The sequence below is a fragment of the Mesorhizobium sp. LSHC420B00 genome, from assembly GCF_000503055.1.
Classification (GTDB): Bacteria; Pseudomonadota; Alphaproteobacteria; order Rhizobiales; family Rhizobiaceae; genus Mesorhizobium.
This window is the reverse complement of sequence record NZ_AYVY01000001.1, coordinates 613533-636070: the sequence shown is the minus strand read 5'-3', so window position 1 is coordinate 636070 and position 22538 is coordinate 613533. Positions and strand designations below refer to the sequence as shown.

Here is a 22538-nt window from a genome sequence, read left to right as displayed (position 1 = left end):
GCCCGATCGTCACGCTTGCTTCGCAATGATCGCGTTTCCTTTCGAGCTTTGGGTGGGAAACATAGGGCCCCCCCTGCCGAGTTCATGTTTCATTGTCATCTGTCCTGAGACCGATTTCGTCGCCTCGGCGGCGACCTGCTTCTTGGCGATCTTCTCGGCGGCGTCTGCCTGGAAGTCGGGATGATGGTGGCCATAAGTATCGATCAGGACATCCACGGTGATGCCCAGAAAGCCCGCCGCCTGCCACATGTCGGCGCCGGCCCGCATCAGCCAGGTCGCAGCGGTGTGGCGAAGCGTGTGCGAAGTGACGTCGGGACCGAGGCCGGCTGCCTCGCGAGCTCTCCTGAAGCTCTTCTTTACCGACACCACCGGCTTTCCATTCCATTCCACGACAAAATCTTGCGATATTTTTCGGCCGATATTTGCGCTTTTGCCGCGCGCCTTGGTTCTGATATCGAGATCCGTGCACGCCCAGCGGCGGAGGTGAGCCAATAGCCGGTCCGGCAGGCGCACGGGCGGCTGGCGTTTTTTGGTCTTCTTTGCGCCATCGGCACGGCGGTAAAAGATGCCGCGGTCAAGGTCCACATAACCACGCCCTTTGGTTGGACGGACGGCGGCGCCGCAGACTGCGGCAGAGCGTGTTCCTGTATAAAGCGCGACAAGCATGAAGCGGGCGAGGTGTCGTCCGGTACGCCGGCCGCTCTCCTGGCCCTTCCATTTCTGCTTCATACGCCAAGCTGCCCAGATGAGAGCGGCCGCTTCACTGCGCGTCAACCAGCGCTCGCGTGCACCAGGCTTGTCGGGCAGGACAATCGTCGGTGCGGCAGTCGTGTAACCTTCCCTGCGATAGTAGTTGACGGCTGCACGAAAATCCTCGAGTTGGCGGCGCGCAACGGCTTCTGTGGGACAGGACGCGGCGTAGTCGCGGCAGAGTTTGCCGTTAATAGCGGCGAGGGTCTTTTCACCGAAGAAATCGAGGATGTTGTCCAGCCGAGCCGCCGTCTCTTCCGGCGCGGCATGCTTCGGTGCAACCTCTCTCAGGTAGACGCTGACGACATCGGCTATCAAGACATCTTCGGCACCGCGCGCTCGGTGGTACTTGCTGGCGATGTAGACCGCGAGCGCCTTTTCAGCTTCAGGTCCTGGATGGCCCTTTTCGCCGCTGCCAGCGCTGATGAACGTTGTTCGATCGCGGATAAACCATCCAGCTTTGTTTCGGAGTGTTCCGTCCTTTTTCCAGCTTTCGCCGCGCCAGACGAGGCGTGGCCCTTTCGACGCCCGCGGCATAGTTCCCTCATTCTGGTGATCGCCAGCAAGGTGACGTACTCCTTTCCTGCGATTAGCTCGGTTTCAAGTCGGCCGGCGTCACGTTCCTTGCGTAGGCCTGCTGCGCACATCGAGCCATCGGGAAAGGCAATTCGTGCTGCAATCGCGACGCGCAGGGGCGTGGTCTCGTCGAATTGGTCGGGGATTTTCAAAACGGAGCCCTCAGCCAATCTCTATGGTCCGATAGTTTCGCTCGGAAACAGACGGATCGCGGTTCGCATTGAGCACACTTTTCTGTCTCGCCATTCCGGATGCCCTGCCGCACGATCTTTTCTCTGAATATACGGCTGCGAAAAGCGCCGACTGGAGCGCCTGCGGCAAAGATGCTCCTTTGACCTGCTAATCGGAACGGTTGCGCTGACGCGCACTCCACGAGCCTTTCGGCTGGCTCCCCACTTCCGTGGCCGGTGGAACCGCTCCTGACTGGCTTCGGCTGTCTGTGCGGCTTCCGTTTTCATGGACTCACTGCCGGGTCGCTTGGGCCTACTCCCGTGCGCCCGGCTTAGTGGGTTCTGCTGATCGCCTCACGCTGCGGTTTCGAATGGTGTCTTCCACCTCGGAGTTGGTCGGCAACCGAAATCTTCATTTGAGTTCATAAAGTTGGAGGGCCGCGCTTGGCGCACTGACGGGTTGAAGGCTGGGAGAGAGGCTCCCGGCGCCCGGCGCGGAGACTCGCAATGACCAAGCATCGGCACCAAGCTGCCCCGACGCGGGCCAGCGTATATGAGGACATCACCAGCAAGATCATCGGCGAGCTGGAGGCCGGTCGGCTGCCCTGGGTTCAGCCATGGGGAATGGCAGCTGCGAAGGCGCCGCTCGCCATGCCGAAGAACGCCGCCACCGACCGGCAATACTCTGGAATCAATGTCCTGATCCTCTGGGGTTCGGTGATCGAGCAGGGCTTTTCAGGACAGAGCTGGCTGACCTTCCGCCAGGCGCTCGCGCTTGGCGGTAGCGTCCGCAAGGGTGAGCATGGAACGACAGTCGTCTACGCCCATCGGTTCGTGCCCGACGACGAGAAAAAGCGTACCCGCGAAACCGGCGAGCAAGCCCGATCGATCCCATTCCTCAAACGCTTCACGGTGTTCAACGCCGCGCAGTGCGACGGGCTGCCCGACGATGTTGCGATGGCCACGCACCCGCCCCTACCCGGCCTGATCGAGCCGAAGGTCGAGAGGCTGATCAAGCAGACGGGGATCGATTTCCGGGTTGGTGGCAGCCGCGCCTTCTACGCTCCGGCCCACGATTATGTGCGGGTCCCGCCACCCCAAGCCTACTTCGAGCCGATCAATTGGCACCGGACCGCCCTGCATGAACTCGGGCACGCCACCGGTCATGCCTCACGCCTCAACCGGGATTTGTCTGGTTCCTTCGGCACCAAGAAGTATGCCTTCGAAGAGCTGGTTGCCGAGATATGTGCGGCTTTCTGTTGCGCCTCGCTGGGCATCACGCCGACCGTGCGTCACGCCGACTATATCGGCTCGTGGCTGGAGGTGCTGCGCGAGGATAACCGTGCGATCGTTCGCGCCGCCTCTCTGGCAAGCAGGGCTGCGGATTATCTCTTGGGTTTTTTGCCGGACAAAGTGGCCGCTGACGACGATCGGCGGGAGGCAGCGTAATGGCCGCCCGCTTCCAGTTCGGCGTCTTCCTGCGGATGCGTTCATGACCGAAGTCTGCCTCGATGCCGGACCCCGCTGCGGCGAAGTCGTTGCAGAGCGCCAGGACCGACCTGCTGCTCCGCGACAAGTGTCGCGTGGCTGCCGAGCACATCAGAGGGCGAGGAGTGACGGAATTCTCATGACGGGTTTGGAGGTCGAGAGAGAGGCTCTCGGCCGCCCGTCGCGGAGTACATCCCGATGGCTACTGCCGTTCAGAAGATCACCCTGTCGTCCTCGCGCGACATTCCGTTCAACAAGCTGGTGCTCTCCCAGTCCAATGTCCGGCGCGTCAAGGTCGGCATCTCGATCGAGGATCTTGCGGCCTCGATCGCCCGCCGCGGCTTGATCCAGAGCCTCAGCGTCTTGCCCGTCGTCGACAGCGACGGTAACGAGACTGGCATGTTTGAGGTGCCTGCCGGAGGCCGGCGCTTCCGCGCGCTTGAGCTGCTGGTGAAGCAAAAGCGCCTCGCCAAGACCGCCCTCGTGCCCTGTGTCGTGCGCGCCCGTCACAGCGCGATCGTTGCCGAGGAGGTGTCGCTCGCCGAGAACATTGAGCGAGCGCCGCTGCACCCGCTCGATCAGTTTCGCGCCTTCCAGGACATGCGCCAAAAAGGCATGAGCGAGGAGGAGATTGCCGCAGCCTTCTTCGTGCCGGTCAACGTTGTTAAGCAACGGCTTAGGCTGGCTTCTGTCTCCCCAGTGCTGCTCGATGTGTATGCCGATGACGGGATGACGCTGGAGCAACTCATGGCTTTCACGGTCTCTGAAGACCGCGCTCGCCAGGAGCAGATCTGGGAGGCAATCAGGGATGCCTGGTCGAAAGAGCCCTATCAAATCCGGCGCATGCTGACCGAAACGACGGTGCGCGCCTCCGACAAGCGCGCCGTCTTCGTGGGGACCGACGCCTATGAGGCCGCGGGTGGTATCGTCATGCACGACCTGTTCCAGTCGGATGACGGCGGCTGGCTGCAGGATGCAGCGCTGCTGGACCGCCTGGTCACAGAGAAGCTCAAGGCGGTTGCCCAGGAAGTTGCAGCCGAGGGTTGGAAGTGGGTCGAGGTCGCCATCAGCTTCCCCTACGACGCAACGCGTGGGCTGTATCATCTGCAGAGTGATCCGCTCGATCTCTCTGCCGAGGAGCAGGCTACCATCGATGCCCTCAACGCCGAGCATGCCAAGCTTGAAACCGAATATGAGGGTGCTGACGAGCTGCCCGAAGACGTCGATCAGCGACTCGGTGAAATCGAGACCGCGCTCGCCAATTTCGACAAGCGCCCAAGGCAATTCGATCCGGCCGACATCGCCGTCGCCGGCGCGTTCGTCAGCATCGACACTGACGGCTCACTCTCGGTCGACCGCGGCTTTCTCCGGCCTGAGGACGTGCCGCTGATGTCATTTGACGGCGCGAATGAATCGAAAAGGGACGGCAGGTCCGGAGCTGCCGACAGCTCGTCGGTGCACCGTGCCGTTGTCACCATTGGCGGCCAGGCTGTCGAGTGCGAGGAAGACGAGGACGATGCGGTCAAGCCCCTGCCGGACCGACTGATGACAGAGTTGACCGCACACCGGACACTGGCGTTGCGCGATGCGGTTGCCGGCAACCCTCACGTCGCCATGACAGCGCTCTTGCACAAGCTGGTCACTGACACGTTCCAGCACCGCACCACGAACGGGTGCCTGGAGGCCTCGATCCGTCACGTCTTCTTCCCTCTGCAGGCAGGTGACCTGAAGGACAGCCCCTCGGCGAAATCGGTGGCCGAACGCCATGAGGGCTGGAAATCGGACCTGCCGACCGAGGACGATGCACTTTGGGACTGGATCGCCTCACTTGATGAGACCAGCCGCGCGGCGTTGCTCGCCCATTGCGTCAGCTACGGCGTGAACGCGCTCCACGAGAAAGGCGACCGCTATGGCGGCGCTGTCTCGGCACACGGCGTTCGGCAGCGGATCGCGCAAGCTGATCGACTGGCACGCGCGGTCGGTCTCGATATGGTTGACGCCGGCTGGACACCGACAGTCGAAAACTATCTCGGCCGCATCACCAAGTCCCGCATTCTCGAGGCGGTGCGAGAGGCGAAGGGCGAACAGGCCGCGCAGCTAATCGAGCATCTGAAAAAGGGAGATATGGCGAAGGAAGCCGAGCGCTTGCTGACCGATAGTGGCTGGCTGCCCGAGCCGCTGCGCCTGGTCGACCTCGACGGCAGCGCTGGCGCTGATAACGGCGCCGGCACCGACGGCTATGGGGAAGAGCTGCCCGAATTCCTCTCAGACGACGATGCGCAGATTGAAGACAGCGAACCGCACATGGCCGCTGAATAGATCGCCTCGCGCGGAGCGGGTTCGGCCCGCTCCGCGCCCTTTCCTACCGCTGCCGGACGCTCACTTTCTCAGACACGGGCAAAGCTAATTGGCCGCTTCAGCCGCGTCCTTCTCGCTCGGCGGCTGCTGCCCCGCCGTCCCCACTGCGTGCCAAGATATCGCCCCGGGCTGCCAACCGCGTTGCCGCTGTCGTCGTTGGGCTGACGGCGGGTAGCGGCGCAGCGCCTGGATCGAAGAAGGATCGTTATCGGCAGGACCGCAGTCCAGAGGGGAGAGGCCGGCCAGGGCGGATTTGAGCCGGATTGGTCGAGAGAGAGGGCCGCCCGGTTCATTCCCGTTCCGCTCTCCTCGAGGTTTTCTCCATGTTTAATGTTTCTTCGAAGACTGCCGCTCCGGCAGTGCCGCTTCCGCTTGTCTCATCCCCGGCTGTCGAACCAGCTGCCGCCATCCACAGCGCGGCGCAGTTTCTTCTGCCCCATCTCGAACGCGGTCAGCGCGTCGACGTCTCGAGCCTTCGCTCGGCCATGGAAGCTGCCTTCGGTGCCTCCGATGCGTCCGGCGCATGGGACTGGAAATCAGCCTATGACGCTTGCGAAGTCGCGACGGTGCTGTTCCTGCGCAAATACGGAAAGTCGCTTTTCCGCAAAGCCGGTTCTGCGGCCGCCGCACTTCCGATGCTGGGCAAGATCGCCGGCCTGTTCCCAACTCACACGCGCCGCTCCGAAGAGACCGAAGCGCTTCAGCAGTTCAGCACCCCCATTCCGCTCGGTCTGGCGGCCGTTACTGCCGCGGCAATCACCCCTGCCGACCGCGTGCTTGAGCCCTCCGCCGGCACCGGGTTACTTGCTATTCTGGCCGAGATCAGCGGCAGCACGTTGCTGCTCAACGAACTGGCCGAGGCCCGCGCCGGGCTTCTCTCATTGCTCTTTCCGGCCATCCCCGTCACTCGCTTCAACGCAGCGCAGATCGATGATTGTCTCGATCCCGGCATTGCACCAAGCGTCGTGCTGATGAACCCGCCGTTCTCGGTGCTTGCTAACGTCAGCGGCCGCGTGTCCGACGCTGCCTATCGTCACGTCGCCTCTGCGCTGGCCCGGCTCGCCGAGGGCGGGCGGCTTGTCGCAATCACTGGCGCAAATTTTTCCCCAGAGCTGCCCATCTGGCGCGAGTCCTTCGTCAGGCTCCAGGAGCGCGGTCGCGTCGTGTTCACCGCCGCGATCGACGGCGCCGTCTACGCCAGGCATGGCACCACCGTCGAGACCCGGCTGACCGTCATCGACAAACTGCCGGCCGACAAACGAGGCACCCTTCCAGCATCGGCCGGCATGGCGCCCGATGTCGCCACACTGATCGCCTGGATTGACAAGCATGTTCCCGCGCGACTGCCGGTCAGCGCTTCGGCTTTCGTGCCCGCCGTCAAGGCGACGGGGCCCACCGCGCGCGGCGTGCGCGGCTATCTCGCCAGATCCGCCGGTCCCACTCCGGTGCGCAGCCTTGCCGAGCCGGAAGGCACCGCGCTTGCTTACGAGACATTGGACTGGACGCCTGCCGAAAGTAGGCGCATCACCGATGGCATCTATGAGGAGTACGGGTTGCAGGCGATCCGCATTCCGGGCGCCCATCCGCATCCGACCAAGCTGGTCCAATCGGCGGCAATGGCATCCGTTGCCCCGCCGAAGCCGAGCTACCGGCCGATTCTTCCTGCCAAGGTTGTCAGCGACGGCCTCTTGTCCGACGCGCAGCTAGAAACAGTCATCTATGCCGGCGAGGCCCATTCGGAGTTCCTCACCGGTTCCTGGACGGTGGACGACACCTTCGACCTTGTCTCTGCCGCGCGCGACGATGCCGCGCACGCCGTGCGATTCCGCCGGGGCTTCATGCTCGGCGACGGGACGGGCGCCGGCAAGGGCCGCCAGTCAGCAGGCATCATCCTGGACAGTTGGATGCAGGGCCGCCGCAAGGCGATGTGGATCTCCAAATCCGACAAGCTGATCGAAGACGCCCAGCGCGACTGGTCTGCTCTCGGCATGGAGCGCCTGCTGGTCACGCCGCTGTTGCGGTTCCCGCGGGGCAAGGCCATCCGCCTCGATCAAGGGGTCCTATTCACCACCTACGCCACGCTGCGCTCCGACGAACGCGGTGAGAAGATCTCGCGCGTGCGGCAGATCGTCGAATGGTTGGGCACCGACTTCGACGGAGTGATCATTTTCGACGAGAGCCACGCTATGCAGAACGCGGCAGGCGGGAAGGGAGAACGCGGCGACGTCGCCGCCTCACAGCAGGGACGCGCCGGGCTCCGCCTCCAAAACGCCCTGCCGAACGCCCGCGTCGTCTATGTCTCGGCGACGGGAGCAACCACCGTCCACAACCTCGCCTACGCGCAGCGTTTGGGCCTGTGGGGTGGCGACGATTTGCCCTTTGCGACCAGGGCCGAATTTGTCGAGACGATCGAGGCTGGCGGCGTTGCCGCCATGGAAGTGCTGGCCCGAGACCTCCGCGCAATCGGTCTCTATACGGCCCGATCGCTCTCGTACGATGGTGTCGAATACGAGCTGGTCGAGCACCAGCTTACCTCCGAGCAGACCCGCATCTACGACGCCTATGCCGGAGCGTTTAGCGTCATTCATAACAATCTCGACGCCGCGATGCGGGCCGCCAACGTCACAGGCGAGACCGGGACACTGAACCGTCAGGCAAAGTCGGCTGCACGTTCGGCTTTCGAGAGCACGAAACAGCGCTTTTTCGGCCATTTGCTCACCGGCATGAAGACGCCGACCCTGATACGCTCGATCGAGCGCGATCTCCATCAAGGCCATGCCGCCGTCATCCAGATCGTCTCGACCGGCGAGGCGCTGATGGAACGGCGCCTCGCGGAAATTCCAACCGAGGAATGGAACGACGTTCGCGTCGACATCACGCCGCGCGAATATGTCCTCTCGTATCTGCAGCATTCCTTCCCCGTGCAACTCTACGAGCCGTTCACCGACAGCGAAGGCAATTTGTCGTCACGTCCGGTCTATCGTGACGGCCAGCCCGTCGAGAGCCGCGAAGCGGTCGCCCGCCGCGATCACCTCATCGAGCAACTCGCTTCACTCGCCCCCGTCCCGGGGGCACTCGATCAGATCGTACAGCGCTTCGGCACCGACCTCGTAGCGGAAGTGACAGGCCGGTCGCGCCGCATCGTGCGCAAGACCAGCACTCGAGGCATCGATCGCCTTGTCGTCGAAAACCGCGCCGGATCGGCCAATCTCGCCGAGGCACAGGCATTCATGGATGACTGCAAGCGCATATTGGTGTTTTCCGACGCCGGTGGCACTGGCCGCAGCTATCACGCTGATCTCACTGCGAAGAACCGCCGCCTTCGAGTTCACTATCTGCTCGAGCCGGGCTGGAGGGCCGATGCCGCCATCCAGGGCTTGGGGCGCACCAACCGCACGAACCAGGCGCAGCCGCCGCTGTTCCGGCCGGTTGCGACCGATGTGAAGGCTGAGAAGCGCTTTCTCTCGACGATAGCCCGGCGCCTCGACACATTGGGCGCCATTACGCGCGGCCAGCGCCAGACCGGCGGCCAGGGCCTATTTCGCCCTGAGGACAATCTGGAGTCGCACTATGCCCGGGACGCGCTGCGGCAGCTTTACCTGCTGCTGGTTCGCGGCAAGGTGGACGGCTGCTCACTCCAGATGTTCGAGGAAGCGACCGGCCTAACACTGACGGATTCCACCGGCATCAAGGACGAGCTGCCGCCGATCACGACCTTCCTCAATCGGCTGCTGGCGCTTACCATCCCGCTTCAAACCGCCCTGTTTACGGCCTTCGAGCAATTGCTGAATGCGAAAATCGAGGGCGCCATCGCCTCCGGTGCCTACGACATCGGCTTGGAAACACTGCGTGCGGAGAGCTTCGTCGTCACCGAGCGACGCGTCATCCATGTCCATGCCGCCACCGGTGCGGAAACGCGACTGCTGACCATCGCCCAGCGCAAGCGCAACCGACCCGTTTCACTTGCCGATGCCCTTGCTCAGCTTCACGATCCCCGCGCGAAGCTCCTGGTCAACAACCGATCCGGCCGCGCCGCCGTACAGGTGCCAGCGCCAGCGCTGATGCTCGACAACGGCGAGATCGAATGGCGAGTCCGGCTGATCCGGCCGATGGAGCACCATCAGGCCTCATTGAAGATGATGGCGGAGAGCCACTGGGTTGAGGCTGAGCAGGCTGCATTCGCTGACGCCTGGAGTGCCGAGACGGCTGACGTGCCCGAATTCACGGACAGCACTATCCATGTCGTTGCCGGCATGCTGCTGCCGATCTGGAAGCGTCTGCCCAGGGAATTCTCACGTGTGTACCGGCTCCAGACTGACGATGGCGAGCGCATCATCGGTCGTCAGGTCCCGCCAGCATGGATCGCGGGCGCACTGGCAACAAGCTCGCCTTCGATCACAGCCAGTGATGCTTTCGTTGCGCTTCTGGGCGGTCGAACGATCCTCGACCTCGTCGATGGTCTGCAGCTTCGGCGCAGCCGCCTCATGGGCGTCAGCCGAATCGAGCTGACGGGCTTCAACGACACAATGCGTGACCGTCTTTCGGCTTACGGCCTCTTCCGAGAGATCATCTCCTGGAAGCTGCGCATGTTCGTGCCCGCCGACGCATCTGGACCCGCAATTCTGGGCAAGTTGCTGAAGGGTTATCCAGTCCAGCGCATCGACACGCGGGAGGATGCGTGATGGCCCGCCACGATGCGTCAGAACTGGCGCACCGCCTCGGCCGGCACGCTGAGGCGGTTTGTCGCTACTATCTTTCGAACGGGCATCGCGAGGGCCGCTACTGGCTTGTCGGCGATGTGCAAAACACGCCGGGCCGCTCAATGTTCGTGCGGCTCGTCGGGTCAGCGAACGGAAAAGGAGCCGCCGGCAAGTGGGCCGATGCGGCGACTGGCGAGCATGGCGACCTTCTAGACGTCATTCGCGAAAGCCGCGGCTTCAGCAACTTCAAGGACGTTGCGAATGAAGCAATGACGTTTCTCGGCTTGCCGCATCCCGAACCAGAGCAGATTTCTCCCCGGCCGAAATCGGTAGACACGCCATCCGGATCATCGGAAGCAGCGCGTCGGCTGTTTGCGATGTCGCAGCCGATTGCGGGTACGGTCGTAGAGGCGTATCTGCGCAACCGCAGCATTGCCGCTTTGCACGGGACCGAAAGCCTGCGTTTTCACCCGCGCTGCTACTACCGGCCCCACGAACATGCGCCGACTGAGACCTGGCCGGCGATGATCGCTTCCGTCACCGATCTCGACGGCCATTTGACTGGCGCACATCGCACCTGGCTTGATCCTTCCGGCAGGGGCAAGGCACCGGTCGGTACGCCGAAGCGCGCGATGGGCGATCTTCTCGGTCACGCGGTTCGCTTTGGCCTGCCGGGCGACGTCATGGCGGGCGGCGAAGGCATCGAGACCGTCTTGTCGCTTCGGTGCATCCTGCCCGATATGGCTATGGCAGCGGCACTCTCGGCAGCCCATCTCGCTGCCATGCTGTTCCCCCTCACGCTGAGACGGCTCTACATCGTGCGCGATGCCGATCCAGCCGGCGACAGCGCGCGTGACACCTTGATCAAAAGAGCGAATGCTGCCGGGATTGAGGCGATCGTGCTCTCGCCGGCACTTGGAGACTTCAACGAAGATCTCTGTACGCTTGGCGTGGATGATCTTCGAGCACGCGCGCGTGTCCAGCTCGCCCCGCAGGACATCGCCCGTTTCATGGCAGTGGCGGGATAATTCGAAACGAACAACCTGTCCGCTGTCGCTTGCATCGCTCGAATGCCCCCCGAAGTCGGAGAGAACCGCGCCTGCGGGCCTTCGAGAGGGCGATCGGCCAGCAAACGACCCGGACCCGCAATGTCTTCGGCCGACTATTTTCCGGCGCGCTCCCAAGGGAGCGCTTTCCATCGCGAAGCAAAATAGCCGGCCTTCCCCCTCCTCCGCTGACACTCCGGCCCTTCGCTTCGCTGCGGGTGCAGGTCCGTCCCGTCCGCCGGCTTCCGTCGCCATGAAGGCCGCGAGGTCGCGGTCCAACCGGCGGAGCATCTAATGAGCGAGCATGACGACTACGAACCACAGCACTCGTCTTCACCCATCGACCAAGTCCTCACCGAACTCCAGCTCTATGGCTACCGACCCTTCGCAGATGAGCCTGATCCTCGACCGCTTCCAGAGGGGCACTGCGTCGCCGGCGCGATCGCTGACATCTTCGACGCCCTCATCGTGGCACTGCAAGACAGTCGCCTCGAGCCCGATCTCGACGATCTTCTGTGGTCGACCGTCAACATCTTTCACCGCGCCGCAGATCGAATCGAGCGCGAACTCGACCACAACGAGCAGGCGCAACGCCGCAGCCAGCGTGAGCAAGACGGCAGCGAAGTGAAATCCGTCGAGCTGGAACACCTGACAGCCGAAGGGCAGACGCTGATCGAACGCCAATGCGCCTTCGAACTGATGCGTGATCAGGCCGCGGAGCACTACGAGCGCCACACCGGATCAAGTTGGCGACCGCGCAGCGGATCGATGGTCAACCACCGCAACCTGACCTCTGCGCTGATCGACAGCCGCGACTTTCTCAGCGCCAAGAAACGCGCCTCGCAGGAAGTCCTTCTGCCACCTGGCCCGAAAATCGCCTTCACCGCTGGGCTCGACTTCAATGACCACCAGCTGATCTGGGCCAAGCTCGACCAGGTCCACGCCCGGCATCCAGACATGGTCTTGATGCACGGGAAATCGCCGAAGGGTGGCGAAAAGATCGCCTCCTGTTGGGCAGACCATCGCAAGGTACCCCAAATCGGCTTTGCCCCTGATTGGACAAAGCATGCCAAAGCCGCCCCGTTCAAGCGCAATGACGCAATGCTGGAGTTGCTGCCGATAGGCGTCATCGTCTTTCCCGGGACCGGAATTCAGGACAATCTTGCTGACAAGGCAAAAAAGCTCGGCATCCCAGTCCTCGACTTCCGCCCCAAGGGAGGCGGCGCGTAAGCGCTGCCCGCCCCTACCCTTTTTTCGATTGTACGATACGGCCGCGATGGGGCAGCGCGGCGCCGCCCGTCTTATGCGATACTCAAGTCCGCGCCCTAGCAAAGGCGCGCGACGCCGTCACGCTTGCCGTCAACGTTTCAGCTGCGTCGCAGCTGGCATCACAGCTGCGAATAACGACGCCTGTTCAACCGAACAGGGGCTGGATCTGGGCGAACTCACCGAACAACCGGCGTGGGCAGGATGCTTGTTTCTGACCGGCCGTCGCATTGTTAGCGTTGTCGCTGACACGGCATGGCGCGACGCACAGCTCGAATCCACCACGGCGTGCCGTCTCGTTCCAAAGATCGCGGATATCCGGCGATGCACGTCAGCCGTGACTTGAACCGTGTCTTAAGCGCGGTGCTGACAACAGCTTGCGACTCGCGATGCCTGTACAGAGGAGCATCGACGCCGCTGATCGTCGTAGCCGGGATTTCGCCAGCGACGGTATCGCCAGGTTCTCCGTTGATGTCTCTATCTGGTGGGCCGCTCCAAACGGCCTCTTTAATGGGCTGATCTGGCCGAAGGTCGGCTGCGCCTCGATCGCCTAAGCCGCAATGGCGCCGATCGACTTTCTTCCCCTGCCGGCTACGCCGTCATTCCTCGCCAAACAACAAAGTCGCCTGGCTGCCATCCTCCGCTGGCGCTGCGGTCGCAAGCGATGCGGCGTCGATCGCCCCCGGCCCGCCGATCGCCATCGAGGCCGCAACGGTGCGGGCTCGAAACAGAGTTCAAGGAGAAAACTCATGGCGATAATCGGAACCTTCAAGAGGGCCGGCAACAACGAGTTCACCGGCGAAATCGTGACCCTCTCGCTCCAGACCAAGAACGTCCGGGTCGTGCCCGAGACCAACCGCTCTGGCGACAGCGCCCCCAGCCACCGTGTCTTCGTCGGGCAGGTCGAGATCGGCGCCGCATGGTCCAAGCGCTCCAATGACGGCCGCGACTATCTCGGCATGAAGCTGGACGATCCGAGCTTCACTGCTCCGATCTACGCCAACCTCTTCAACGATGAGGAAGGCGAAGGCTTCAGCCTCATCTGGTCCCGCCCCAACGGGCGCCGCAACGCCGAGTAAGGGCCCGACCAAGGCTCCGCCCGGACGAACAGGGCGGGGCCGATCTCCTTTCATCCGACAAGTTGAGCGCAGTCGCTGCGCAACGAGCTCCGTCGGACTGTGGGGCGACTACCGGTCGTGTTCGCGACTGGAGACTTCATTCTTGCATGTTGCCTCGCCGATCATCGAAAATTCGCGGTGCTTCCCGCGTCAACTCACGGTGCCGATTTTCTGATCAACTCGCAAGGCTCCACATTCAGCGCAGTGGCGATCCTCCCAAGAACACTGATGCTGGCCGAGACCCGAGCGCGCTCGATCGATCCCACGTAACGCATGCTCAGTCCAGAGCGGGCGGCCAGTTCCTCCTGCGTCACGTTCTGGTCATGGCGCAGACGACGCATGTTGGCCGCCATGATCTCCTTGAGATTCATGACGGATTAGGGACCAGAAAGGGAACTATCGTTCTAGGAATGATCGTTCCTATTCGCTATGATTGGTGCTCGATCTAAAGGACGGCTCCTTCGAGATCGCGATCGAAATATGAACGGTCAAATACCATGCTTAAACCGCTGCTCGATCCTGATGTCGCCGACATTGCGCCGGATGCCCCGGTCCTGACCGGCTATGACGAGGAGCGTCTGCTCACCTACATTCGCCTGCTTGATGCGGCAGCGGAAGATGCCGATTGGCAGGAGGTGGCCAGGATCGTCTTGCATATAGACCCGGAGCAGGAGCCGGAACGAGCGTTCCGGTCCTGGGAGACCCATCTTGCTCGCGCGCGATGGATGACGACCAGCGGCTACCGATATCTTCTCGCTGGCGGCGCTCCGCACTGACGCGACCGGCGCTCCACCTTGCTGAATCGGCATAATGGTTTGCCGATTCTCCAACTATCCAACTTCCTTATCCCCCTGAATGTTGACGCCGACGCCTCACATCCGGGTACGCGGGGAGGACAGGAGCAGTGCAAGGCGATTGGACCGATCCGGCGGCGTATGCACATATGTGCAGCTACCAGGCTACGGAGTTCGCTGCCGAGTATCTGATCCGGAATGACGAATTCGTGGCAGAGTGCAGCCAGCTTGCATCGCAATCCGCTGGTTCTGGAGAACCTGCCGGTCAGCCCGATCTCGCCGCCCGTTGGGGCGCGCGATTTCAAAACTGCCGCTGCCGGACTTCCGAAAGCTGACAATATCATCTGGACGGAACAGGCCTCGCCGCGCGTGCTCCGGGTCATGCGGGTACCTGCATCCCACCAGACAGTTCAACCTTCCAGCCTTGGCGGAGCCAGCGTTTGGCCGCAGGACGAAGGCCTTCACATTATTTGGTCTACCTTAATTGGGAAAAGTCATCTCGTCGCTGACGACCGCGCCGGTGAATTCAACGCTATCCTTCTGCCGCTCGACGCTGCATTCGAGACGCGGCTCGATGCAGCGCGCCGGTTCTGGCGCGCACTGAACGGCCGGGCAGCCAGTCCATCTTACGGCGCGCTGCCGCAACAGACCAAGACCAGGCATATCCTCAATTTACGCGCACATGATGGTCAACGCACGGGTGCAACCTATCGTCAGCTCGCGGAGGTGCTGTTTTCGCAAGAGCCGATTGTGCCGCGAGATTGGCGTGATCATCATCTCCGCCACAAGGTCCGAGCTATCTTACGCCGTGCAGCTTTTTTTGTCGCCGGCGGCTATCGCGATCTTCTCTTCTACCCCCACAACCGCAGCGAAAGGTCCGGCCGCCGAAGTCCTTCTTCGGGGTAGCAAAAACGCACCCCCCCATCTTTGCCCTCCCTCGCCTTTCCTCATTTCGATCATGGTCCACTTCGCGCGTCCCGGCAGGCCAGGACGACAGCAGAACCGAATGGAGATCGAGCGATGTCGAAGGGTCCCGCGGACGCGCCCCAAAAGTATTTGCGCACGAAGGAGGCAGCACCCATCGTCGGGCTCTGCGCCCGCACACTCGAAAAGCACCGGACCTACGGCACCGGCCCAAAATACCGAAAGGTCGGCGGGCGCGTTCTCTACGACATCAACGACCTGCACGCCTGGATAGACCTGGGCGCACGCACCTCCACCAGCGATGCCAACGCGACCTATGTTCCGCCGGCAAAACCCCATGCAGCCCGCGCGCCCGCCTATGTCGGCAGGCGCGACCGCAGCTCCTGATCTGTGGCGCACCGAAATGCCGTATCGCGAGACCGTTCAGCAGCAATTTGCGCTGCCTCATGTCCCCTCATCCGGCTTCCCTCCACCCGGCACGCGGGACGTTGTGGCCTGGCAGCTCGTCTTGATGGTGAAATCCGGCCGCCTGACACCGATCCACTCTCATGCGGGCGAAGAATCGACCTGCGTTGAGGCGGCAAGTGTGCACGGCATGGCAACGATTTGGAACGCTGCCATCCTGGTCTGGGCTGCGTCGCAAACCATCCACGCGCAAGCCAGGAGATTGCAACCGCGCCGCCTGGTAGCGGCGAAACAGCAGCAAACCCTGATCTTCATGTCGCTGCGTAAACGGCGGCATGTCCACAGCCGGATAGCCGCACGCGAGCAGCCGAGTCCATACACGGCCAAGCGTCGTAAAACTTGCCTGCTGCGCCCCGGGATCGAGTCATGAGCAAGCGCACAAAGATCATCGCCACGATGGTTGGCGGCGTAGTGCTCGCCGCGGCGCCGGCATGGATTAGCCATCCGCCGCTGTCCATCTGGAACGCATCGGCGAGCATCCCCGTCGGGCTCTACCGCGTCCAGCCGGCCGACAAAATCGGTATTGCCAATATCGCCGTCATCATGCCGCCCGAGCCATTGGCGGCCTTCATGGCAAGACGCGGGTATCTGCCGAAAAATGTGCCGCTCCTGAAGCGTATTTTGGCACTGGGGGGCGCAACCGTCTGTCGCCAAGGCACAACGATCATCGTCAACGGCAAGACGTATGGACATGCGCGCGAGCGTGACAGTCGCGGTCGACCCCTGCCCATCTGGCAGGGCTGCCGCGACATTGCCGAGGCGGACGTCTTCCTTATGAACCCGGGTGCAGCCGACAGTTTTGACAGCCGCTATTTCGGCCCGCTCCCGCTCTCATCAATCGTTGGCCGCGCGCTTCCCGTCTGGACCACGGAGCCCACCACTCCGGTGCTGGAATTCACCAACGATCCCCTTGCTAGCGAGCCGTGACGGCTCGGTTCGACGTGCACTAACACCCATGAAAGGAGCACTGCAATGACTCAGATCGGAACATTCACGCGCAACGATGACGGCTTCTTCGGCAATCTCTCCACGCTAACGATCGAGGCGAAGATTGCCATTCTGCCTGCCGAGAAATCCAAAACCGAAAACGCGCCCGACCATCTGATCTATTGCGAAGGGACGGCGGTCGGTGCGGCTTGGGACCGCGCCGGAGACAAGGCTGGGGATTACCTCTCCGTCTCAATTGACGACCCGTCCTTTACGCAGCCGATCCGCGCCAAGCTGTTCCGGTCCGATGCAGAGAACAGCGTCTGGAGCATGCACTGGAACCGATCATCGAAGCGCGACGGGCGAGGCTGAACAAATGCTTCTGGAGCCCTTCGACGAATCTTTCTCGCCAATCCTTTTGATCCATTGGGCGCCGGTTAAACCCTTCGACCCGACCGCCCGCGAGGCAGCCCACAGAGGGCCGGACACTTGCTTGTGGCTCCGGACGCAGATTTCATCACAGTTTTGGCAAAGCCGGTTCGATCGGCGAGCCCCTGCCCTTAACGGAAGCGTCTGCGGGATGCAGCCCACAGAGGCATGACGACGTTTGCCGCATGTGTCATGCTCGGCTTCGTGGCGCCCGAAACTGTTGCAGCGGCTTCCTCTGCTGGTGAACGGCCGGCGCACTCCGAGTCGACGATCTTGTCGGCAGGCCCGTGGTCGCGGCATATCCGGGAAGCGTCAAAACGCTTCGCCATTCCAGAGCGGTTGCTGCGCGGCGTCATGCATGTTGAGAGCGTCGGCGATGTTCGTGCGCTTTCAAGCAAGGGCGCAATGGGCTTGATGCAGATCATGCCGGCGACCTGGGAAGAACTGCGCATCAAATACCGTCTCGGTGACGATCCCTATCAACCGCGTGACAACATTCTTGCAGGTGCAGCATATCTTCGCGAAATGCTCGACAGCTTCGGGCGCAGCGGCTTTCTTGCCGCTTACAATGCCGGTCCTGGTCGGTACAGGGAACATCTCTCAACCGGCCGGCCGCTGCCACGCGAGACGGTCGACTACGTCAGGAAACTCGCGCCGCTGCTCGATGGTGCAGTTCTCAGTCCGCGGCGCGCGCGGCAAAGAAGGGGCAGAGCCAGCTCACTCCGTGCAACGATCTTTGCGCATCCCCATGACATTCGGAACGCCGCTGCATCGGATGGCAATGGTTATGCCGAGACGATCTTTGCGGCGATTCATTCGTCCGCGATGCGGTCGCCAATGGGCCATCCTGTTGCGGACCTGACTGCGATCGAGCCACGGCCGGGTGAAACCGATTTCCAATCGAACCACGCTGTTTCCGGCCTATTCGCTCAGCCCTCTTTAGTCATATCGCGATGATCGCCACGTTCCTCCTCAATTCCATTCCGGCCTGTTCCGTCGCGGAAATTGCGGCGGAAGGGTTGTCCGCAGATGAGGACAGAGAGAGTGGCAGGATAAAGGGCCGCGAGGTGCGGCTCGGATCGGCCGATTGTTTTCCTTACAATTTTCGACTCATTTCGCGATGTGCTGCCACAATCAGCGATGTGCGCTATTCCCATTTTTTCAGTCTTTCAATGGAAACCGCACCTCGTGGCCGCCTAGCATGACGCGTGACGATAGCTTTCGCGTCCGCCCGGGTCGTATCCGCTCCCGCGCCGGCCAGCGCGCACGACCCTTCATCTTCCAGGCTCTTGCGGCCACACAGCGCGCCGGCGGTCACCTTACACGCGAGGGTCGGATCACCTCCCCGCGAGCTTCAACGTTTGGCCGCGGCAGATCAGCGAGCATCCGCGCCAGTCGCCTCATCTCTGACCGCTCACGCGGCGCCGTCGTCAAGACCCGTGTGGTGCGGCAGTTCAGAGGGTCTGCGCCACTCGCCACCCATCTCAAATATCTTCGCCGCGAAGGTGTTACACGGGATGGTGAGAAGGCGAGGATGTTCGGCCCTGACACCAAAGAGGCAGATCATGACGCCTTCTGCGATCGCTGCAAGGACGATCGGCATCACTTCCGTTTCATCGTTTCACCGGACGACGCAATGGAGCTCGGCGAGCTCAAGAACTTCACTCGTGACCTGATGGTCGACATCGAGCGCGACCTCGGCACGAGGCTTGACTGGGTAGCCGTCGATCACTGGAACACCAAACATCCGCACGTTCACATCCTCGTTCGCGGCGTTGCCGACGATGGCGAGAGTCTTGTCATCTCGCGCGACTACATCCGCCAGGGCATGCGCGATCGGGCGAGCGACATTCTCACCCAGACGCTTGGGCTCCGCACCGACCTCGACATCCGCCAGGCCATCGAGCACCAAGTCGACACTGAGCGCTGGACGCAGCTCGATCGCCAGCTTGCTCGTGACGCCGACCGTCATGGTATCATTGATCTCGCGCCACACCCTGATCGCCATCCCGACCAGTTCCTGGGGCTCAAAGTCGGCCGGCTGCGGCAACTGGAACGCCTGGGTCTCGCGAACGAGATCCGTCCCGGCCAATGGATGGTGGTCGAAGAGGCCGAGGCCACTTTGCGCGCCCTCGGTGAACGCGGCGACATCATCAAGCGCATGCACCGCAGTCTCACCGTGCATGGGCTAGAAAAGGGGACAGCCGACTACGTGCTGGCCGCCGAAAAAATTGATGCGCCCGTGATCGGCCGACTGCTCGAACGCGGCCTTGATGACGAACGGCGCGGCGCGGCCTATGCCATCGTCGATGGCATCGATGGACGCACGCACCACATTCGCTTCCATGATCCTGATGCGGCGGGAGATTCCGACCCGGGCTCGGTCGTGGAGTTGTGTCGCGATGCGAGTGCAAATGGCGGTGGCCGGGTCACGCTCGCCGTCCGCTCCGACCTCTCAATCGAACAGCAGGTCCATGCTTCCGGCGCGACTTGGCTCGATCGCCAACTCGTTGCACGCGAGCCCGCCGAATTCGGTGACGGCGGCTTTGGCAAGGACGTAGGACAGGCACTGCAAGATCGGGTAGATCACCTTGTCAGCCGCGATCTGGCCAGGCGCGAGGGACAGCGCGTCATTCTTGCCCGCAATCTGATCGATACACTACACGATCATGAGGTGGAATCGCTTGGTGCCCGCATCGCCGCCGAGACGGGCCTGTCATTCACGAAGGCTCCCAACGGCAATCATGTGGCTGGGATTTACCGGCGGCGTTTTTTGCTGGCTTCAGGCCGGCTCGCGATGATCGATAATGGACTCGAATTCAAGCTGGTGCCCTGGTCGCCGTCGCTCGAAAAGCGATTGGGTAATCAAGTTACCGGGGTCGTGTGCTCAGATACGGGGGGCGTGGATTGGAGCCTGGGAAAGAAGCGCGGCATCGGCTTATGATGGTTACACGCGTATGCTCTATCCTGATGCTGGGAAGCCGGCACGGTCCGTCGCACATCCTCTGTTTGTACCTGCACGGTGAAGCGCCAAATGGGCTCGTAAAAAACAGGGACGTTGCGAATCCTCAATCAGTCCGCGGTCAGCACGACCTTGACACTCTGAGTGCGGTCGGCGGCAAGTCGGAACGCATCGGGGGCGGAGGAAAGCGTGCGCTCCGCCGTCACCAGCTTCAGGACGTCCACCTCCCGCGACACAATGAGGTCGACTGCGCGACCGAACTCGCTGCCGAAGCGGAAGGTGCCTTTGAGGTCGATCTCCTTGGCCATCACCGCATTGGCGGGCAGCGGGATCTGGCCATTGGGAAGATTGCCGACCTGGACCACCGTGCCGCCGCGCCGGACGCTGGCGATTGCCGCGGCAAGGCCTGCGGCAGTGCCTGAAATCTCGAACGCCACGTCAAGCGAACCGCCGGCGGCGAGCGCCTGGAGCTCGCCGTCGCCGCTGGCAATGTCGATCGTCCTGTCGGCACCCAACCTGCCGGCGAAGGCGAGCGGCGCGGCGGCGATGTCGGCGACGGTCAGTTCAGCGCAGCCGGCAAGCCTGGCCGCGAGCATGGTCAAGAGACCGATGGGGCCGGCACCGAACAGGATGACGTTGCGGCCCCTGATGTCGCCCGCCCGCGCGACGGCGTGCAGGCTGACCGCCAACGGCTCGGCAAGCGCCGCCGCCTGGTAGGCCACATCAGATGGAACCTTGAAACATTGCGCGGGCTTGGCGTCGAACAGACTGGCGAAACCGCCCTGCATATGCGGCGTCTTCGATGCCGAGCCCATGAAATAGATGTTCTCGCAGAGATTGGCGCGGCCTTCCAGGCATCGCGCGCAATGCCCGCACCAGCGCGACGGATTGACCGCGACGTGGTCGCCGACGCCCAGGCCGGGTGCCGCGCCATTGATCTCGACGATTTCGCCTGAGATTTCGTGGCCGAGGACAAGCGGCGAGGTCACCACGAAATCGCCGGTACGGGCATGGCGGAAATAATGCAGGTCGGAGCCGCAGATGCCCCCGGCCTCGAAGCGCACCCGCACCATGCCTGGCGCCAGCGGTTCGAGCGGACGCTCCACGACGCGCAGGTCCTGCGGGCCGAACAGCGTCGCGGCAACCACCTGGCCGCTCACCGGATCAAGCCCATCTCGGTCGGCAGCCAGAGCGTGATGGCGGGTATGAAGGTGATCAGAAGCAGCGCCACGATAAGCGGCACCAGCCACGGCAGGATCGCCATGGTGGTGCGCTCGACAGAAAGCTTGGCGACACGTGACAGCACGAACAGCACCATGCCGAGCGGCGGGTGCAAAAGCCCGATCATCAGGTTGAGCGTCATGATCAGCCCGAAATGCACCGGGTTGATGCCGTAGACGGCGGCAACCGGCAGCAGGATCGGCACCAGAATCGTGATCGCGGCGATCGTATCGAGGAAGCAGCCGACCACCAGCATCAGGATGTTGACCAGGATCAGGAACACCCACTTGTTTTCGGTGAGCGCGAAAATGAAGTTCGAAAACAGCTGCGCTGCCTGGCTGACGGTGAGCAGCCAGGCGAAGATCGATGCGGCGGTGACGATGAAGAGCACCGAGGCGGTCGTTTCGATCGTGTCGAAGCTGGCCCTGGCAAGCAAACGCAGCGTCATCGTGCGGTAGCGCACCAGCCCGAGGAAAAGCGACCAGATGACAGCCGCCATCGCGGCTTCGGTTGGCGTGAACCAGCCCATCGTCATGCCGCCGATCAGGATGACCGGCGTCATCAGCGCCATGACCGCGGAGAAGTCGAAATACCAGTCCGCCGCGACCAGCACCAGCAGCGCGATGCCGACCGCGATGTTGATCGACAGGCCAAGCTGCACAAGCACGTAACAGCCAATCGGAAAGGCAGCCACCACCAGCACCTCGCCTGCTGCTTCGGCGAGCCGCCGAAGCTCGAAAGGTGTGTCGGAACCCCAGCCGCGACTGTAGGCAAAGATGGCAACCGTAATCATCATCAGCACGGTCATGACCACGCCGGGCAGGATGCCGGCCATGAACAGCGCACCGATCGAGACATTGGCCATCATGCCGTAGATGACGAAGGGCAGCGAGGGCGGAAAGATCGGCCCGAGCGTGGCGGAAGCGGCGGTGACGCCGACCGCGGCGTCGATAGGATAGCCGTGGTCCTTCATCGCCTTGATCTCGATCGTGCCAATGCCGGCGGCGTCGGCGAGCGCGGTGCCCGACATGCCGGAAAAGATCACCGATCCGATGATGTTGACCTGCGCCAGGCCGCCCTTCATCCAGCCGACCAGGGCAAGGGCAAAGGAATAGATGCGCCCGGTGACGCCGGCGATGTTCATGAGGTTGCCGGCCAGGATGAAGAAGGGAACGGCGAGCAGTGGAAAGCTCTCGACCCCGGCGATCATGCGCTGGGCCGCAATGATATCGGGCGCCACGCCGTAGATGACGAGGTAAAGGATCGAGGCGGCCGCCATCGAAACGGCGACCGGCACGCCGATGAGCATCAGGACAAGAAAGCCCCCTACCAGAAGCAGCATCG

At 62.6% G+C, this 22538-nt stretch carries 19 protein-coding genes; 14 read left to right on the top strand and 5 right to left on the bottom strand.

Annotated elements, in window-relative coordinates:
- Positions 1 to 9: 9 nt before the first annotated feature.
- Entirely contained in the window at positions 10 to 1068 is a 1059-nt protein-coding gene (locus X760_RS43740; RefSeq protein ID WP_245278501.1) for a site-specific integrase, read from the bottom strand.
- Complete coding sequence (locus X760_RS77755) at positions 1065 to 1496, bottom strand: excisionase (RefSeq protein ID WP_245278500.1); 432 nt, start codon at positions 1494 to 1496, stop codon at positions 1065 to 1067. The genes X760_RS43740 and X760_RS77755 overlap by 4 nt, the downstream gene beginning before the upstream one ends.
- A 507-nt stretch (positions 1497 to 2003) precedes the next feature.
- Here X760_RS77755 and X760_RS43735 point away from each other — a divergent pair.
- From X760_RS43735 to X760_RS43710, 6 genes are all read left to right on the top strand, one after another.
- Positions 2004 to 2945 (top strand): zincin-like metallopeptidase domain-containing protein, encoded by a 942-nt coding sequence (locus X760_RS43735; RefSeq protein WP_023717060.1) that lies wholly within the window; start codon positions 2004 to 2006, stop codon positions 2943 to 2945.
- Between the two features lie 237 nt (positions 2946 to 3182).
- Complete coding sequence (locus X760_RS43730; RefSeq protein WP_023717058.1) at positions 3183 to 5303, top strand: ParB/RepB/Spo0J family partition protein; 2121 nt, start codon at positions 3183 to 3185, stop codon at positions 5301 to 5303.
- Positions 5304 to 5665: 362 nt separating this feature from the next.
- Entirely contained in the window at positions 5666 to 10024 is a 4359-nt protein-coding gene (locus X760_RS43725; protein WP_023717057.1) for a strawberry notch family protein, read from the top strand.
- Entirely contained in the window at positions 10024 to 11070 is a 1047-nt protein-coding gene (locus X760_RS43720; RefSeq protein WP_023717056.1) for a toprim domain-containing protein, read from the top strand. The genes X760_RS43725 and X760_RS43720 overlap by 1 nt, the downstream gene beginning before the upstream one ends.
- A gap of 312 nt (positions 11071 to 11382) precedes the next feature.
- A complete protein-coding gene (locus X760_RS43715; RefSeq protein WP_023717055.1) occupies positions 11383 to 12318 on the top strand; it encodes a DUF2493 domain-containing protein in 936 nt (311 codons plus the stop codon).
- A gap of 785 nt (positions 12319 to 13103) precedes the next feature.
- On the top strand, positions 13104 to 13433 hold the full coding sequence (locus tag X760_RS43710; protein WP_023717052.1) for a DUF736 domain-containing protein: 330 nt from the start codon (positions 13104 to 13106) through the stop codon (positions 13431 to 13433).
- A 194-nt stretch (positions 13434 to 13627) separates the two neighbouring features.
- Here X760_RS43710 and X760_RS43705 read toward each other — a convergent pair whose 3' ends face one another.
- Entirely contained in the window at positions 13628 to 13843 is a 216-nt protein-coding gene (locus X760_RS43705; protein WP_023717051.1) for a helix-turn-helix transcriptional regulator, read from the bottom strand.
- A 126-nt stretch (positions 13844 to 13969) separates the two neighbouring features.
- On the opposite strand from X760_RS43705, the gene X760_RS43700 reads away from it, so the two are divergent.
- From X760_RS43700 to X760_RS43670, 8 genes are all read left to right on the top strand, one after another.
- Positions 13970 to 14248, top strand: a complete 279-nt coding sequence (locus tag X760_RS43700) for a DUF2285 domain-containing protein (protein WP_023717050.1) — start codon at positions 13970 to 13972, stop codon at positions 14246 to 14248.
- Positions 14249 to 14464: 216 nt separating this feature from the next.
- On the top strand, positions 14465 to 15172 hold the full coding sequence (locus X760_RS73610; protein ID WP_023717049.1) for a DUF2285 domain-containing protein: 708 nt from the start codon (positions 14465 to 14467) through the stop codon (positions 15170 to 15172).
- 114 nt (positions 15173 to 15286) lie between these two features.
- Positions 15287 to 15577: a helix-turn-helix domain-containing protein gene (locus X760_RS43695; protein ID WP_023717048.1), complete on the top strand. Its 291-nt coding sequence runs from the start codon at positions 15287 to 15289 to the stop codon at positions 15575 to 15577.
- A gap of 16 nt (positions 15578 to 15593) precedes the next feature.
- On the top strand, positions 15594 to 16025 hold the full coding sequence (locus X760_RS43690) for a replication initiator protein A (RefSeq protein ID WP_023717047.1): 432 nt from the start codon (positions 15594 to 15596) through the stop codon (positions 16023 to 16025).
- Positions 16022 to 16582, top strand: a complete 561-nt coding sequence (locus X760_RS43685) for a S26 family signal peptidase (RefSeq protein ID WP_023717046.1) — start codon at positions 16022 to 16024, stop codon at positions 16580 to 16582. The genes X760_RS43690 and X760_RS43685 overlap by 4 nt, the downstream gene beginning before the upstream one ends.
- 45 nt (positions 16583 to 16627) lie before the next feature.
- Positions 16628 to 16954 (top strand): DUF736 domain-containing protein, encoded by a 327-nt coding sequence (locus tag X760_RS43680; protein WP_023717045.1) that lies wholly within the window; start codon positions 16628 to 16630, stop codon positions 16952 to 16954.
- 225 nt (positions 16955 to 17179) lie between these two features.
- Positions 17180 to 17968 carry a lytic transglycosylase domain-containing protein gene (locus X760_RS73605; RefSeq protein WP_023717044.1) on the top strand — a complete coding sequence of 263 codons (789 nt, stop codon included), beginning with the start codon at positions 17180 to 17182 and terminating at the stop codon, positions 17966 to 17968.
- Between the two features lie 244 nt (positions 17969 to 18212).
- On the top strand, positions 18213 to 19955 hold the full coding sequence (locus X760_RS43670) for a VirD2 family relaxase/mobilization nuclease (protein WP_023717043.1): 1743 nt from the start codon (positions 18213 to 18215) through the stop codon (positions 19953 to 19955).
- 128 nt (positions 19956 to 20083) lie between these two features.
- On the opposite strand, the gene X760_RS43665 is transcribed toward X760_RS43670, so the two are convergent.
- Together X760_RS43665 and X760_RS43660 are read right to left on the bottom strand one after the other, a co-directional pair.
- Entirely contained in the window at positions 20084 to 21133 is a 1050-nt protein-coding gene (locus X760_RS43665; RefSeq protein WP_023717042.1) for an L-idonate 5-dehydrogenase, read from the bottom strand.
- On the bottom strand, positions 21130 to 22536 hold the full coding sequence (locus tag X760_RS43660) for a TRAP transporter large permease (RefSeq protein WP_023717041.1): 1407 nt from the start codon (positions 22534 to 22536) through the stop codon (positions 21130 to 21132). Before X760_RS43660 ends, X760_RS43665 begins: the two co-directional genes overlap by 4 nt.
- Positions 22537 to 22538 lie beyond the last annotated feature (2 nt).

Coding starts and splice junctions, on each gene's coding strand:
- X760_RS43735 (WP_023717060.1), top strand. CDS start 2,004: ATGACCAAGCATCGGCACCAAGCTGCCCCGACGCGGGCCAGCGTATAT.
- X760_RS43730 (WP_023717058.1), top strand. CDS start 3,183: ATGGCTACTGCCGTTCAGAAGATCACCCTGTCGTCCTCGCGCGACATT.
- X760_RS43725 (WP_023717057.1), top strand. CDS start 5,666: ATGTTTAATGTTTCTTCGAAGACTGCCGCTCCGGCAGTGCCGCTTCCG.
- X760_RS43720 (WP_023717056.1), top strand. CDS start 10,024: ATGGCCCGCCACGATGCGTCAGAACTGGCGCACCGCCTCGGCCGGCAC.
- X760_RS43715 (WP_023717055.1), top strand. CDS start 11,383: ATGAGCGAGCATGACGACTACGAACCACAGCACTCGTCTTCACCCATC.
- X760_RS43710 (WP_023717052.1), top strand. CDS start 13,104: ATGGCGATAATCGGAACCTTCAAGAGGGCCGGCAACAACGAGTTCACC.
- X760_RS43705 (WP_023717051.1), bottom strand. CDS start 13,843: ATGAATCTCAAGGAGATCATGGCGGCCAACATGCGTCGTCTGCGCCAT.
- X760_RS43700 (WP_023717050.1), top strand. CDS start 13,970: ATGCTTAAACCGCTGCTCGATCCTGATGTCGCCGACATTGCGCCGGAT.
- X760_RS73610 (WP_023717049.1), top strand. CDS start 14,465: ATGACGAATTCGTGGCAGAGTGCAGCCAGCTTGCATCGCAATCCGCTG.
- X760_RS43695 (WP_023717048.1), top strand. CDS start 15,287: ATGTCGAAGGGTCCCGCGGACGCGCCCCAAAAGTATTTGCGCACGAAG.
- X760_RS43690 (WP_023717047.1), top strand. CDS start 15,594: ATGCCGTATCGCGAGACCGTTCAGCAGCAATTTGCGCTGCCTCATGTC.
- X760_RS43685 (WP_023717046.1), top strand. CDS start 16,022: ATGAGCAAGCGCACAAAGATCATCGCCACGATGGTTGGCGGCGTAGTG.
- X760_RS43680 (WP_023717045.1), top strand. CDS start 16,628: ATGACTCAGATCGGAACATTCACGCGCAACGATGACGGCTTCTTCGGC.
- X760_RS73605 (WP_023717044.1), top strand. CDS start 17,180: ATGACGACGTTTGCCGCATGTGTCATGCTCGGCTTCGTGGCGCCCGAA.
- X760_RS43670 (WP_023717043.1), top strand. CDS start 18,213: ATGACGCGTGACGATAGCTTTCGCGTCCGCCCGGGTCGTATCCGCTCC.
- X760_RS43660 (WP_023717041.1), bottom strand. CDS start 22,536: ATGCTGCTTCTGGTAGGGGGCTTTCTTGTCCTGATGCTCATCGGCGTG.